General features: G+C 42.3%; 14 protein-coding genes and 2 pseudogenes. 13 read left to right on the forward strand and 3 right to left on the reverse strand.

The window, feature by feature from the left end; genetic code table 11:
- Positions 1-13 precede the first annotated feature (13 nt).
- The 4 genes and pseudogenes from JCM19055_RS04330 to JCM19055_RS04335 all read left to right on the forward strand — a co-directional run bounded on the left by JCM19055_RS04330 (position 14) and on the right by JCM19055_RS04335 (position 1,777).
- A complete protein-coding gene (locus tag JCM19055_RS04330; protein ID WP_042358694.1) occupies positions 14-511 on the forward strand; it encodes a TRAP transporter small permease in 498 nt (165 codons plus the stop codon).
- Positions 508-696 (forward strand): TRAP transporter large permease subunit, encoded by a 189-nt coding sequence (locus JCM19055_RS31235; protein WP_370542984.1) that lies wholly within the window; start codon positions 508-510, stop codon positions 694-696. Before JCM19055_RS04330 ends, JCM19055_RS31235 begins: the two co-directional genes overlap by 4 nt.
- 4 nt (positions 697-700) lie before the next feature.
- Positions 701-829, forward strand: coding sequence for a TRAP transporter large permease subunit (locus JCM19055_RS31240; protein WP_370542985.1), 129 nt, complete (start codon positions 701-703; stop codon positions 827-829).
- Positions 830-860: 31 nt separating this feature from the next.
- A pseudogene (locus JCM19055_RS04335) lies at positions 861-1,777 on the forward strand (TRAP transporter large permease).
- 128 nt (positions 1,778-1,905) lie between these two features.
- Here the strand turns inward: JCM19055_RS04335 and JCM19055_RS04340 are convergent.
- Positions 1,906-3,480, reverse strand: a complete 1,575-nt coding sequence (locus JCM19055_RS04340; protein WP_052365911.1) for an ABC transporter substrate-binding protein — start codon at positions 3,478-3,480, stop codon at positions 1,906-1,908.
- 186 nt (positions 3,481-3,666) lie between these two features.
- On the opposite strand from JCM19055_RS04340, the gene JCM19055_RS04345 reads away from it, so the two are divergent.
- From JCM19055_RS04345 to JCM19055_RS22735, 7 genes and pseudogenes are all read left to right on the forward strand, one after another.
- Complete coding sequence (locus JCM19055_RS04345) at positions 3,667-4,839, forward strand: M20 family metallopeptidase (protein ID WP_042358696.1); 1,173 nt, start codon at positions 3,667-3,669, stop codon at positions 4,837-4,839.
- 137 nt (positions 4,840-4,976) lie between these two features.
- Positions 4,977-6,536, forward strand: coding sequence for an ABC transporter substrate-binding protein (locus JCM19055_RS04350; protein WP_042358698.1), 1,560 nt, complete (start codon positions 4,977-4,979; stop codon positions 6,534-6,536).
- 285 nt (positions 6,537-6,821) lie between these two features.
- Positions 6,822-8,123, forward strand: a pseudogene (locus JCM19055_RS04355) (ABC transporter substrate-binding protein).
- A gap of 214 nt (positions 8,124-8,337) precedes the next feature.
- Positions 8,338-9,537, forward strand: a complete 1,200-nt coding sequence (locus JCM19055_RS04360; RefSeq protein WP_052365914.1) for an ABC transporter substrate-binding protein — start codon at positions 8,338-8,340, stop codon at positions 9,535-9,537.
- A gap of 164 nt (positions 9,538-9,701) precedes the next feature.
- Positions 9,702-9,902, forward strand: coding sequence for a hypothetical protein (locus tag JCM19055_RS22725; RefSeq protein ID WP_052361455.1), 201 nt, complete (start codon positions 9,702-9,704; stop codon positions 9,900-9,902).
- Between the two features lie 109 nt (positions 9,903-10,011).
- Complete coding sequence (locus JCM19055_RS22730) at positions 10,012-10,980, forward strand: ABC transporter substrate-binding protein (protein ID WP_052365915.1); 969 nt, start codon at positions 10,012-10,014, stop codon at positions 10,978-10,980.
- On the forward strand, positions 10,977-11,597 hold the full coding sequence (locus JCM19055_RS22735) for an ABC transporter substrate-binding protein (protein ID WP_052365916.1): 621 nt from the start codon (positions 10,977-10,979) through the stop codon (positions 11,595-11,597). The genes JCM19055_RS22730 and JCM19055_RS22735 overlap by 4 nt, the downstream gene beginning before the upstream one ends.
- 37 nt (positions 11,598-11,634) lie before the next feature.
- On the opposite strand, the gene JCM19055_RS28470 is transcribed toward JCM19055_RS22735, so the two are convergent.
- Both JCM19055_RS28470 and JCM19055_RS28475 read right to left on the reverse strand, forming a co-directional pair.
- On the reverse strand, positions 11,635-12,204 hold the full coding sequence (locus JCM19055_RS28470) for a M20/M25/M40 family metallo-hydrolase (RefSeq protein WP_265181798.1): 570 nt from the start codon (positions 12,202-12,204) through the stop codon (positions 11,635-11,637).
- Complete coding sequence (locus JCM19055_RS28475) at positions 12,146-12,973, reverse strand: M20/M25/M40 family metallo-hydrolase (protein ID WP_265181799.1); 828 nt, start codon at positions 12,971-12,973, stop codon at positions 12,146-12,148. Before JCM19055_RS28475 ends, JCM19055_RS28470 begins: the two co-directional genes overlap by 59 nt.
- 143 nt (positions 12,974-13,116) lie before the next feature.
- On the opposite strand from JCM19055_RS28475, the gene JCM19055_RS04375 reads away from it, so the two are divergent.
- Together JCM19055_RS04375 and JCM19055_RS04380 are read left to right on the forward strand one after the other, a co-directional pair.
- Positions 13,117-13,653, forward strand: a complete 537-nt coding sequence (locus JCM19055_RS04375; RefSeq protein WP_042358699.1) for an FGGY family carbohydrate kinase — start codon at positions 13,117-13,119, stop codon at positions 13,651-13,653.
- Positions 13,650-14,570, forward strand: coding sequence for an FGGY-family carbohydrate kinase (locus tag JCM19055_RS04380; protein ID WP_042358701.1), 921 nt, complete (start codon positions 13,650-13,652; stop codon positions 14,568-14,570). The genes JCM19055_RS04375 and JCM19055_RS04380 overlap by 4 nt, the downstream gene beginning before the upstream one ends.
- Position 14,571: the final 1 nt, after the last annotated feature.

The raw sequence follows: 14,571 nt of genomic DNA on the forward strand, positions 1-14,571 counted from the left end.
GGGGTGTGAATGGTTGAAACGATTTAATCAATCTCTTAATCATATTGAAGAGTATTTTAGCGTACTTTCGCTACTGTTTGCATCAGTTTTAATATTTATAAATGTGATCATGAGGTATTTTTTTGGCACATCAATTCCGTGGTCTGGTGAACTCGCACGCTATTTAATTATTTGGTTTATATTCATTGGAAGTAGTATCGCTGTAAGAGAACGTGCACATGCAAAGGTGGATGTGCTCATTGCACATGTTCCACCTTATTATAAGAAAGCTTTATCAATATTAGCTTCAGCATTAGGTATAGTGTTTTGTGGCTTTATCATTGTTTCGGGAATACAAACCATTCAAACAGTCGTCTCATTTACCAATATCACACCTGCATTAGGGATTCCGATGTACATTCCTTATCTTGCTTTGCCAATTGGAGCAGCGTTAATGATGTACAGGTTTATACAAGTGATCTTTGAAGACATAAAGGGTGATTTTACTCAAGAAGAGGAGGGCACCCAATGATAGCAATACTGCTCTTTATCGTACTCATGTTAACGAGTACCCCTTTAGCAGCAGCTCTAGGTCTGAGTAGTATTTATGCTCTTTTGGACTCAGGTCATTCACTTGATAATGCAACCCGTTCTATGTTTGCTGGAATTGACTCTTTCACATTAATGGCGATTCCGTTTTTTTATCTTTGCTGGTGATTTAATGCTAGCCGGCGGTACATCAAGAAGGTTGGTTGAAATGGCAAAGAAAATTATTGGGTGGACAACTGGAGGCTTGCCAATCGCGGGTGTCTTATCGTCAATGTTTTTTTGCATCTCTATCAGGTTCTAGCCCAGCGACTGTTGCCGCTGTTGGTGGTGTGATGATCCCGTCCTTAAGAGAGGCAAATTATAGTGCAAAATTTGCAGTTGGCTTAATGTGTGCAGCTGGTTCACTGGGGATTATCATCCACCTAGTATTACTCTGCTTGTTTATGGAGTAACAGCGGGTGTATCAATTAGTGAATTATTTATTGCAGGTATCATACCAGGAATATTTATTGGCGTTGTCTTAATCATCGTTAGTTATATTATAGCCCGTGTACAGGGGCATCAACCTGGAGAAAGAAGCTCACTGAAAGAAATACTACACGCTACGATTGATGCAGTATGGGGTATTATTATGCCAGTGATTGTTTTAGGTGGGATATATTTTGGAGTTTTTACCCCGACAGAAGCTGCTGCGGTAGCTATTATATACAGCTTGATTATCGGAATGTTCGTTTATAAGGAGATAAATATAACTAAGCTTTTTGAAGTGGCAAAGCGTTCAGTAGTAATTTCTTCGATGGTCATGTTAGTGATTGCTGCTGCTCAAATATTTAGTTGGTATCTAACTATAGAGCAAATCCCAAGCAATGTAGCTAGTCAAATCCTTTCGTATTCGACAAATCCGATTATTATTATGTTACTCATAACGCTTATCTTGTTAATTGTTGGTATGTTTATGGATACAAGCGCAGCGGTCCTCATACTAACACCGATCTTCTTGCCAGTTGTTATGGCTTTTGGGATGAGTCCGATCCACCTCGGGATTGTAATGATTGTTAATCTAGCAATTGGAATGTTGACGCCGCCATTTGGCTTGAATCTATTCGTGGCATCAGGAATTAGTAAGCTCCCGTTAACAACCGTTGTGCGAGCGGCTCTTCCGTTTGTTTTTGTGCTTATCTTTGCGCTTCTTGTTATTACGTTCACACCAGGCATGTCTACGTTTTTACCTTCATTTATCAATAATTAAGAATGAGAGAAGAGTTTTAGAGAGGGAAATGAACCAATTCATTATAGCTAAACAGCAAAATACCCAAGGTGAGAGTCATTCCTCATGTAGAGTTTATGACTTACGCCTTGGGCTTAGCTTCAAACTACTTATTCTATCGTCGTATTCCAAAGAATTGGGCCGATCAAGTCTTCGTAGTTATGGACATTGCTACGAACGCCTGTTAAGCCGGAAGACTTACCGATGTTTAACATTGGCATGTCTTCGTAGAACTGGACTTGTAGTTCTTCGAAGACTTCAAATGCTTCTTCTTGTGTAGGCTGCTCTTTGATCTCATCAAGGAGGCGGTCTAACTCTTCGCTCTTTGTCCAACCGACGTAGGCTGCGCGTTTACTTAATGTCGGGTATTGGTGTGGAATGAGTCTCGTTGAGAAACTAGTAATCGCAATATCAAAGTTACTAGGGTCATCTGAGAGTTCCAAATACGTCGGCCAATCGGTAACTTCTAAGACAGCATTCATTCCGAGTTCTTCTAATTGCTGATGCAACACGACAGCTGTGTTGTAGAGTGCGTCATAATCTCTTGCAACTAGGATCACAACTTCTTCTCCGTCATAACCAGCTTCATCTAACATTTCTAGTGCTTGGTCTGGATCGTTCTGGAAGTAGTATTCTTCACCAGCTAGTGAATGCCAATCCACTTGGTCTTCGAACATGATTCCTGCGCCTAATGTAAAGAATTCCTCTGATACGTAAGCACCGAGCATGATGGCTCGATTGTCGATCGCGGTATTGACGGCTTGCCTCATGAGAGGGTCGGTAAACACACCTTCTTCTTCATTAAAAATCCCAGTTTGTAAGGAACCGAGTGCTGTGACAAGTTCGACGTCTGGTTGTGCTTCAAGTTGCTCGGCATTGTCGAGAGGCACATTAACAATAACGTCATATTCACCAGTTTGTAAGCCAGCGATGCGTGTCGATGAGTCAGTGACAAACTCAAAGTATAAGTTCTCAATTAACGCTTCTTTATGTCCAGAGAGTCCGCTTGCTTCTTCGTCAGATGGCACGTAATCTTCAAAGCGCTGCATGTGAATGTGCTGGTCTGTTTGCCAATCAACGAATTCAAATGGGCCAGTCCCGACATACTCCTTAACGCCTGTTCCATCAGCCTCATCAACGATTTCCTTTGGCATTATGGCTGCAATTTGAACAACTTCAGCTAATACGTTTAGGATAATGGAAGACGGCTCATCTAATTGAAGTTCAACGGTATAATCATCCACCTCGACAAACGATGCATGTTCAAGATTAGAACGACCTTGGGTTGTTGTCTCTTTCCAACGTTCCATGGAAGCGACGACATCTTCTGCGATCATTTCCTTACCATTATGAAAAAGCACACCTTGTCGCAAGTTAAACGTAATCGTCTTGCCGTCGTCACTTTCTTCAATTGATTCTGCTAGCATCGGCACGACTTCAAAATCTTCATTAATCGTTACGAGTGCTTCATAAAAGTGACGGGTAATGTCGCGAGTCGCAACGGCTGTTGTTATGTAAGGATCGAGTGATTCTGGTTGAGCGGGGTAGCCAACTCGTAACTCCTCAGCAATGGCATCCGTTGTGGGTGATGCATCTGTGCTTTCTGTTGTGTCACTACCGCTATCATTATTACAGGCAACTAAAAGACCTACTGATATTAGACTTAAAGGCAACCATTTCTTCACATGTATTCCTCCCAAAGGTGTATTTGCAGAACGGTTGTTCTATGTATTATCGTTTAGTGTACCGTAATTGATAGAAAATTCAATAGTTTTGTTAGAAAAATTAACAAAGTAGTGAAAAAAATTGTGTAAGATGGGATATAGTTAAAGTGAACGTTTTTTAGTTTGATTAATGAGGAGGGGAATGGGATGGCACTTACATATCCATTAACAAATGAGGCAATTTTCACACAAATGGTAGAGTGGAGACGACATTTTCATCGCTACCCAGAGTTATCATTTCAAGAAGTAGAAACACCGAAATACATTGCGGCACTTTTAAAAGACTTAGGATTAGACGTACGAGAACAAGTCGGGGGACGTGGCGTCGTTGCAACACTTCAAGGTGCTGGGGAAGGACCGACGATTGCCTTTCGGGCAGATTTTGATGCGTTGCCAATCCAAGAGGAGAACAATGTGGCGTATGCTTCAGAGAATCCAGGTGTGATGCATGCGTGTGGTCACGATGGTCATGCAGCTGCTCTATTAGGTACCGCACATTTGCTGACAGAAATGAAAGAAGAGCTAAACGGCAAGGTTGTTTTTATTTTTCAACATGCAGAAGAGTTGACGCCGGGTGGCGCGATTGCAATGGTTGAAGATGGATGTCTTGATGGGGTCGATGTTATCTTCGGTGCACACGTGTCTTCAGATCTAGAGCTTGGACTGTACAACGTACGTAGTGGTGCAATCATGGCTGCGGCGGATGCATTTTCAGTAGAGATTCAAGGCAAAGGTGGTCACGGGGCGAAACCACATACGACAATTGATCCAATTACTGCAGGAACATCACTCGTCAATGATTTACAACGAATCGTTTCTCGTCGGGTTGATCCAATTGACCAAGCCGTTGTTTCCGTATGTAAGTTCCAATCAGGTAATGCATTCAACGTTATTCCTGACACTGCGAGTGTTGCAGGAACCGTACGGACGTTTAATAAAGAGACGAGAACTCAAATTGAATTAGACATTGAGCGGATCGTGTCGGGGATAGAACTTACCGGCGATGTTACTTGTTCACTCACCTATACGAAAGGGTATCCGACCGTTGTGAATCATGAGAAAGAAACAACAATCGTGAAAGAAGTCATGAAAGACAAAGTAGGCGAGGCGGCGGTCATTGAACGTCCTCCGATGATGGGAGCAGAAGACTTTGCTTATTATTTGGAAAATGTTCCAGGAACGTTTATCCATGTCGGTGCGATGACCGATGATCCGGATACACAATACCCGCATCATCATCCGCGGTTTAACTTTGATGAACGAGCGCTCGGCAACATCGGAACGCTTTTTGTAAGTCTTGCAGAAAACTATTTGAAATGAAAGATAAGCCTATAGATCGAACAGGTCTATAGGCTTATTCTTTAAATAAAATGGCAGATAATCTGACAAAAGTCGTGATTATATTTTAGAATTTTGTAAATATTATAGAGCGATAGCTTTTAAAGGAGGATCACCTGATGAGAATACACAAGAAATTGATTGCAGGAACGTTGCTTAGCGCTTTGGTCGTAACCGCATGTGATTCAAGTGAAGAACCGACAGCTCAGGGAACGGACACAGGGGAAAGAACTGAACTTCGTGTCGCGTACTCGGCTCAACCTCCAATTCTTGATCCCCATGAACAATTGGCCATTGCCGTCTCAGATGTGATGCGCCATGTGATGGAGCCACTCGTTACTATTGATTCGGAGTACAACGTACAACCGATGTTGGCAGAATCTTTTGAACAAAGTGAGGATGGTACGGAGATTCAGTTTGTTTTACGTGAAGATGTTGTCTTCCATAATGGAAAACCGATGACAGCAGAAGACGTAGAGGCATCAATGAACAAATGGCTCGGCGCTGCAGGGAGTCGTAATCAATTTCATGAAGATGCTCACGTGGAAATTGATGGTGACTATGAAGTAACCCTTCATTTGCAAGAACCGTTGGCAACGGCGTTGCCATTGATGGCATTTACGAGTACTGGGTTTCCAGGAATTATGCCAAAGGAAATCGTTGAAGAAGCGAGTGAACAAGGGGTTAATGACTACATTGGCACTGGTCCTTATCAATTCGAGGAATGGGTAACAGACCAACACATTCATCTGAGTAAATATGAAGACTATGTAAATAGTGACGTTCCAACCGACGGATTAGCAGGCGAGAAGTCATCAAACGTAGATGACATCTATTTTGAGTTCGTATTGGATCCGACGACGAGAATTTCTGGCGTTCAGACGGGTCAATACGACATTGCACATTCTGTTCCATTTGATAGTGCTGAACAAATGGAAGCAGATCCAAATCTTGAAAACTTGTACTACCCTGGTGGGTTTTTGAATGTTCACTTCAACAAACGAGAAGGATTTTTTGTTGATCAAGAAGCGAGGCAATCCCTCGTAAAATCGATGAACAATGAAGCCATTTTGACGGGTGCGTACTCAAACGATAATTTTTATGATTTAAATCACAACATTATGATGTACCACCAATTGAGCAATTGGGATAGCGATGAAGGTCTTGATGTGTATGAACAACAAGATCCGAGTGTGATGGAAGGTTATTTAGATGCAATTGATTATGCCGGTGAACCGATTACGATTATTACGACGAGAGACTATGAAGATCAATACAATGGTGCAGTCGTATTACAAGAACAAATGCAACAACTAGGAATGAACGTTGAGCTTGAAGTGTACGATTGGCCAACGTTACTAGAAGTGAACCAAGATGAATCAGCGTATGATATTTATGTGATGGGGAACGTCTCTGTACCAGAACCGTCGTCCAATTATTATTTTGATCCGAATTATCCTGGATGGACAACCCTTCCCGATGAGCTATTTGAACTTCGAAATGCCGCTTCCGTAGAAGATGGTATCGATGCGTATGATGATTTGTTGGCGTGGTATTGGGAAGAGGTACCTGTTTACAAAGTTGGCGACTATACACGTTTTCTTAGTTATTCTACCGATGTTGAAGGGCTTGATTATCTCGAAGGATTCGTGCTCTGGAACATTCAAAAAGAAAATTAAAACAAAAGGTTAGGAGGATCATAAATGAGTGTACGTAAAACCAAAATGACAGTTGGAGCAATCGCGTTTTCATTATTATTAGCTGGGTGTGGAGATTCAAATACGGAAGAATCGAGTGCGGTGGAAGGTGCAAATGGAAGTGGTGGCGGGACGTTGAATTTTGGTTATAGTACACAGCCGGAAGTTCTTGATCCTCATTTTACGACGGCTTCTGCAACGAGAGATTTAGTGCGACCAATCTATGAATCATTGGTTACGTTAAATAGTAATTATGAAGTCATTCCAATGTTGGCAGAAAGCTATGAAACGAGTGAAGACGGTAAAACAATCACGTTTTCTCTTCGAGAGGGTGTCTTGTTTCATAACGGTGAAGAGTTAACTGCAGAGGATGTGGTTGCTTCGATGGAACGTTGGTAAGAGATCGCAAATGTTTTACCCGATGCAAGTTATGAAGCGATGGACCCGTATACGGTTCTGTTGCATTTAGATGAGCCGAATAATACGGCACTTCATTTGCTAGCTGATATTAGCCAAATGGCAGCGGTTATGCCAGAAGAAATCGCTGTAGATGCTCCTGCAACGGGGGTTACGGAGTATGTAGGTACAGGACCTTATGAATTCTCTAATTGGAATCAAGATCAACATGTTCACCTTACTCGCTTTGAAGAGTACACCGGTGTAGATGAAGAAACGGATGGCATGGGTGGCGCGAAACACGCGTACTTAGATGAGATTTACTTCCAATTCGTACCGGACTCACAAACGAGGGTTGCGGGCTTACAAACTGGGGAGTATGACTTGATTAACGGATTGCCATATGACAACTATGATATGTTTGAGAATGATGATTCGGTAGATTTACGTACGATGCCAAGTGGGATGGAAGTTCTCGTATTTAACAAGAAAGAAGGCTTATTCTCAGATCCACTTGCACGTCAAGCAATTAACGTAGCTTTGAACAAAGAACCGATTATGCAAGCGGCGTTTAACCATGAGGATTTTTACAGTATGGAGCCTGCATTGATGATTGAAGATCAAGCGGATTGGCATACTCGAGCAGGCGAAGAGAATTTTGAAATTAATGATCCAGACCTTGCCCTTTCAATGCTAGAGGAGGCAGGATACGACGGTGAAGAGATTCGAATTTTGACTTCAAGAGACTACGATCATCACTACAATGTGTCGGTCGTAACGCATCAGCAATTGCAAGAGATGGGCTTGAATGCAACGTTGAATGTTGTCGATTGGGCGACGTTACTTAGTTTAAGGGAAGACCCGTCTCAGTATGAGATTTTCGTAACGTCATTGTTTATCTATGCAGTTCCTCATCAATATCCGTTTTTGAACTCGAGCTGGCCAGGCTGGACGGACAACCCAGGTTACGAGGAGTACTTTGATCAGATCGATCAAGCGAATGACCAAGATGAAGCCCTTGCAATTACAGAGCAGTTACAAGAGTTGTTCTATGAAGACGTTCCTGTTGTCAATGTTGGGCATTACGATACGATCGATGGTGTGAAAACTCACGTCATAGATTACGATCAACTCATGGGCCCAATCCTTTGGAATGTCCAGCTTGATGAGTAATGGCTCACCTTTTCATTGATTAATGATGGTTTATAAGCTACTTCGAAGACGACAAGCTTTGAAGTAGCTTACTTTTTTCAAATGACTTTATTAAGAAAATAAAGTCCTTCATCCTTATTTTCATGATCATAATATAAAGGAATATGACTGGAGTTGTCTAAATAATAAGAGAAGTTTTAGGCGTTCATTATATAAATCAGGGAGGTAAGGGGTTTTGTTAAAGTCTAAATGGGTATGGTCACTCGCTCTTATGTCAGTACCAATGGTGTTAGCAAGTTGTTCGAACGAAACAGAAAGTGAAGATGCAAGTTCTGCTGAAGGAGCAGAAGAAGTTGTCGGAGGAACGTTTAATTACGGATACGGGACACAGCCGGAGGTGCTCGATCCTCACTTTACAACGGCTGGTGCAACGCGAGACTTAGTACGACCGATGTATGAATCACTTGTGACCTTAAACAGCAATTATGAAGTTGTCCCGATGTTAGCGGAAAGCTACGATGTAAGTGAAGATGGCAAAACGATTACATTTAACTTACGAGAAGGTGTTCTGTTCCACGATGGTGAGGAAATGAAAGCAGAAGATGTGGTGGCTTCGATGGAACGTTGGCATGAAATTGCAAACGTGTTACCAGAATCAGCATATGAAGTCGTTGATCCTTATACGGTGGAGTTGCATTTGGAAGAGCGTAACAACTCTGCGCTTCATTTAATCGCAGATATTAGTCAGTTAGCGGGGATTATGCCTGAAGAAATTGCGAGTAACGCTCCGATTACAGGGATTACAGAGTATGTAGGGACGGGCCCTTATCAATTCGAAGTCTGGCATCAAGACCAACATGTACAACTCGTTCGATTTGAGGAGTATACAGGTGTTGAAGACGAAGCAGATGGTATGGCTGGGCAGAAAAATGCCTATGTAGACGAGATTTTCTTCCATTTTGTTCCTGACTCACAAACGAAAGTCGCCGGGCTTCAAACGGGCGAGTACGATTTAATCAGTTATGTTCCGTATGACACGTACGAAATGCTTGAAAATGACGATTCGCTTATTGTTCATACGATGCCGAGTGGCATGGAATTTCTCGTGTTTAATAAGAAAGAGGGCATTTTCTCAGATACGAAAGCTAGACAAGCGTTTAATATGGCAATCGATAAAGAACCGGTGATGAAAGCTGCGTTTAATTATGAAGAGTTTTATAGTATGGAACCAGCGCTTATGATTCCTGATCAAGCAGATTGGCATACGCGAGCAGGAGAAGAGCATTTTAATGAGTATGATCCTGATCGCGCACTAGAATTGTTAGACGAAGCAGGCTATAACGGTGAAGAGATTGTTATTCTAACGACAAGAGACTACGACCATCATTACAGTGTGTCGGTCGTCGTACATCAGCAACTGCAAGAACTTGGCTGAATGCCACATTAAATGTCGTAGACTGGGCAACGTTACTTAGTCTAAGAGAAGACCCGAGTGAGTTTGATATTTTTGTAACGGCGTCATTCATTTATGCCGTTCCGCACCAATATCCGTTCTTTAATAGTGATTGGCCAGGTTGGACGGATCATGAGAATTATGACATGTACTTCAATCAAATTGATCAAGCCGAGAGTCAAGAAGAGGCGCTTGAGACTTTGGCTGAGCTTCAACAATTCATGTATGAGGATATGCCGGTAATGAACGTCGGTCATTACAGCACTATTGATGCGACAAATGACCGTGTAGAAGGGTACGAGATGTTAAGTGGACCGATTCTTTGGAACGTGCAATTGGCAGACTAAAAGTTGTCCAAATAAATGATTGAAAATTAAATCTAATTCTGTATAATAAAAGTCATACTTTAACCTAGTAGAGTGTTACAACTTTAACGTGGGAAGATGGGGGATTATCATGAAGCTACGCAACAAGTATCTAGCGCTTGGGATCGTACCGTTCATGCTTGCTGCTTGCGGTGGGGATGACAGTTCAGAGACGACAACAGATGCTAGTGAAGACAACAATGATGCAACTGAGATTTCAGGGGAATTGCAAATTGGCTATAGTGCACAACCTGACACGATGGACCCGCACATGAGTCCTACTACAGCAACAAGAGATGTCAGTCGTAACGTCTTTGAAACGCTCGTCGCAGTGAATGCCGATTATGAAGTATCACCAATGTTGGCAGAGTCTTTTGAAGAAAGTGAAGATGGGAAAACAATTACGTTTCAATTGCGTGAAGGGGTACTCTTCCATAACGGGGAAGAAATGACTGCCGAAGATGTGAAAGCATCGATGGAGAAGTGGACTGAGTACTCTTCAATCGGACGTTCGAACTTGGCGGATGCGGAGTTTATCATAGAAGACGACTATACGTTTGTGATTGAATTACCAGAGCGCAATTCAGTGATCCTCCATGTTCTTGCAGAGATTGGGCAATTTGCAGCGATTATGCCGAAAGAAGTCGTTGATGAAGCAGGTCCGACCGGAGCGAATGATATTATCGGTACAGGGCCGTTTGAATTTGTTGAATGGGCAACAGACCAACACATCCATCTCACGCGTTTTGACGATTATGTTGCAAGTGACGAACCTTCGAGTGGATTAGTAGGTGAGAAGAATCCACAATACGAAGACCTCTACTTTAACTTTGTTTCGGATGCATCTACTCGAGTATCTGGACTTCAAACGGGTGAGTATGACGTCATTATGGCTGTACCTTATGACAATATTGATCTCATGGATTCCAATCCAAATATCGAAACGATGATCACACCGAGTGCAGTAGAAGTTGCTGTCTTTAATGAGCTAGAGGGCGTGTTTGAGGACCACTCACGCGAGAGGCGGTTAACGTTGGGATTAACAACGAAGCCATCATGACTGGCTCTGTAACGAGTGATCAGTTTTATAAGTTGGATCCAGGTTTGATGCTTGAGGAACAAGTCGATTGGTATACAGATGCAGGAAAAGAAAACTATTTCCAAAACAATGTTGATCGAGCGAAAGAATTGTTAGATGAGGCTGGATACGACAATGAGCTCGTAACGATTATGGCGACAAGAGATTATGATCATCATTATAATGCGGCCATTGTCCTTCAACAAGAACTCGAAAAACTAGGGATGAATGTCGAGTTAAGTATTATTGATTGGGCAGCAATGCAAGAAGAAATCTATGATCCTAGCGCTCATGACATGTTCGTATCATCTTTTGCGACACGTTCCATTCCTCATCAATTCCCAGTGCTTAGTAAACGCGCAGAGTTTGCGGGCTGGACACAAAGTGAAGAATTGGATCGCTTGTTAGATGAGATTAAGTTACAAGAAACGCAAGAAGATGCACGAGCAGTCTTTGCGGAGTTACAAGAACAGTTTTATGAAGATTTACCGATGATTAATATCGGTAAATTCCACACGATTACTTCAATGGATGAGAATGTGGAAGGATTTGACGAGCTTGTCGGTCCGATCTTCTGGAACGTATCGGTGAATGACTAAATGAAAAGTGCCCACTCCAAGGTGGGCACTTTTGCATTTAAGCAAGTGTCGTTCTTTTTTGAAGCAGTTCGTCTTTTGTCATCTGACTGGCTGCTTTCATAACTTCACATGTGCAAAGAATGCCTTTGTAGAAGTTGTCCACAACGAGGTTTTCATTTGGAGAATGGTTGGCTTCATCGGCATTTGCATACGGGACGATTACAGAAGGGACACCGAGAATGTTTGTCCAAACGTGATTAGGCAAACTGCCTCCTAAACTCGGTTGAATAAACGTTTTTCGTTCGAATGAACGTTCTGTTGCCTCCCGAACGGTTTCGACGATTTGGTAATTCGCAGACGTTCGTGACGGTGACATCGCTCCGATTTTTGTGACAGTAATGTCTGGTGCGAATTTAGAAACATGCGCTTTGAACCGTTCAAAAATCTCATCAGGGTCTTGATTGTTCACGAGGCGCATGTCCATTTTGACAGTAGCTTCACTTGGAATGATCGTTTTGGCCCCTTCACCGCTATAGCCACTGGAAAAGCCGGCAATATTAAATGTTGGTTCAAAGCATAATTTTTTTGTAGTATTCAGCCTTTGATAGATCGATTCTTTGATCCCCAACTTGTTCTCTTAATTCTTCAATATTGAATGGGAGTTGTTCTAATAGTTGACGCTCAAGATCAGTTGGTGCTTCTACGTCATCATAAAACCCTTCTATTAAAATGTTGCCTTCGTCGTCTCGCATCGATTGAAGCAACTCGATGATTTTCCAAGCGGGGTTTTGAGCAATGTTGCCTTTGTTGCCAGAATGATTATCAAAATCGGATCCCTTTGCTTTTAATTCAACGTAGAGCATGCCCCTCGTACCGAGTAATACATACGGGTTGCCACTTGATAGCATAGGACCATCAGATGTGTACACAAAATCAGCAGCGAGCTTTTCTTTATGGGTTTCAACGAAGGTTGGTAAATTCTTACTGCCGATTTCCTCTTCACCTTCAAAAACGAATTTAACGTTCAAAGGGAGTTCCCCAGCTGTAGCGATGTACGTCTGTGCAGCGAGAATTTGTGCGAGCATTTGACCTTTGTTATCGCCAACGCCACGTGCGTAAATTTTGCCATCGCGAATGGTCGGTTCAAACGGCGGGCTTTTCCATTCGTCTAATGGATCTGGAGGTTGTACATCGTAGTGACCATAAATGAGCATCGTTGGTGCGTTATCGGAGACGTGTTGTTCAGCATAAACGACAGGGTGGTCCTCGGTTTCTATGATCTCAACGTGAGTAATGCCTGCTTCTTTTAGTTTGCCAACGATAAGTGCCGCACAATCACGGACACCATCATTTTGTGCGCTAATACTTTTTTTGACGAAGCAATGTAAATAAATCATTCAAGTAGTGATCTTTGTTCTCTGCAATATGTTGTTTGAAGTTCAATTCACTTCACTCCTTTTATAAGTCATTGTATCGTAAAATGAAGATTCGAAATATAAAAGATCAAAAATTTCTAACAAATATAAAGGGGCATTTACTGATGACTTATGTAGCTGCTTTTGACATTGGAACTTCAACGATAAAAGCTGTACTCGTCGACGAGCACGGTCACATGCATCACAGAAAAGAACAGGCCATTCCTACCATTCAATATGAAGAGTACCGTGAACAAGATCCAGAAAGTTGGTGGACCATCGTTCAAGAATTAAGCCATGAATGGTGGAAAGAAGGAATTAGCCCTTCGACCGTACATACCATATCATTGACTGGCCAGATGCAAGATTGCATACCTGTAAATAAAGAAGGAAAAGCAATCCGTAACGCTATTCTTTACTCTGACTCACGTGCACAAGAAGAAGCAGAAATCATTCACAAAGCCATTCCCAACGTAGTGGAAGTGACCGAGAATTATTGTGATGGATCGATGGTTTTTCCGAAATTGTTATGGTTACAAAGAAATCAATCGAGCATATATGAACAGATGCATGCTTGTTTAGTGAATGCGAAAGACTATATCATTTTGCAATTAACAGGCCAGTTTGTGGCGGATGTTGTTACAGGTGCCACGACAGGATGATGAACTTTGAACAGCAGCAATGGGAGAAGAGTTGGCTAGTAGATGTAGGTCTAGATCCGATGATGTTACCAGAATTACATTCAGCAGGGAAAGTTGTTGGTGTTGTTCAAAAGCATAATCGTGCAGGGTTTAATGAGAAAACAGCGGTATTGTGTGGGACTGGTGACGCAGCCGCATCGTCACTCGGGGCAGGGGTGTTAATTCGGGGAACGAGTTATCTTTATATCGGCTCTACTGGGTGGACGGCATTTTCAACAGATCGCAAAAATGAGTTGTATGAGGGCGCATTCAAGCTTCCACATCTTGATGATGTTCATTTTCTCTCGATTGCACCGATGCTGAATGCAGGTAACGTCCATCGTTTTGCAGTTGAGCTTTTGTGCGATGGTGATTATGGAGTTTTTGAGAGCAGCGTGCATTCGCTTGAGCCATCACTTGATCATCCCTATTTTTTACCCTATGTCCATGGCGAGCGATTTCCAGTTCACGATGCAAATGCAACAGGCTCTTGGTCTAATCTGAAGGCAACCACGTCAAAAGCTGCGCTTTGTTTTAGCGTATTAGAAGGGTTATCGTTGAGTATACGACAGCTCATGACCAATTCAGGTGAAGAGAAACCAACAGAGATTATAGTGATTGGCGGAGGTACGAAAAGTCATGCTTGGTGTCAAATGCTTGCTGATAGTACAGGCATAACGATTTGCGTTCCAGATAATGCAGAGTGGTTACCGGTCGTTGGTGCTGCGTCACTCGGTGGGCGTTATTTGAACTGGACCAATTCGTACGATGAATGGAGTAAAGCGGTTATTGCCCGTCTCGGACAAAAACGGTATGAACCAAATCAAACATTTGCTCATTTATATAACGTACGTTATCGGGAATTTGTCAAAATATATCCTAAAATAATGCAACAATAAA

Origin of the sequence: Geomicrobium sp. JCM 19055, assembly GCF_000698185.1 — a bacterium.
GTDB classification, from domain to species: domain Bacteria; phylum Bacillota; class Bacilli; order Bacillales; family Marinococcaceae; genus Geomicrobium_A; species Geomicrobium_A sediminis.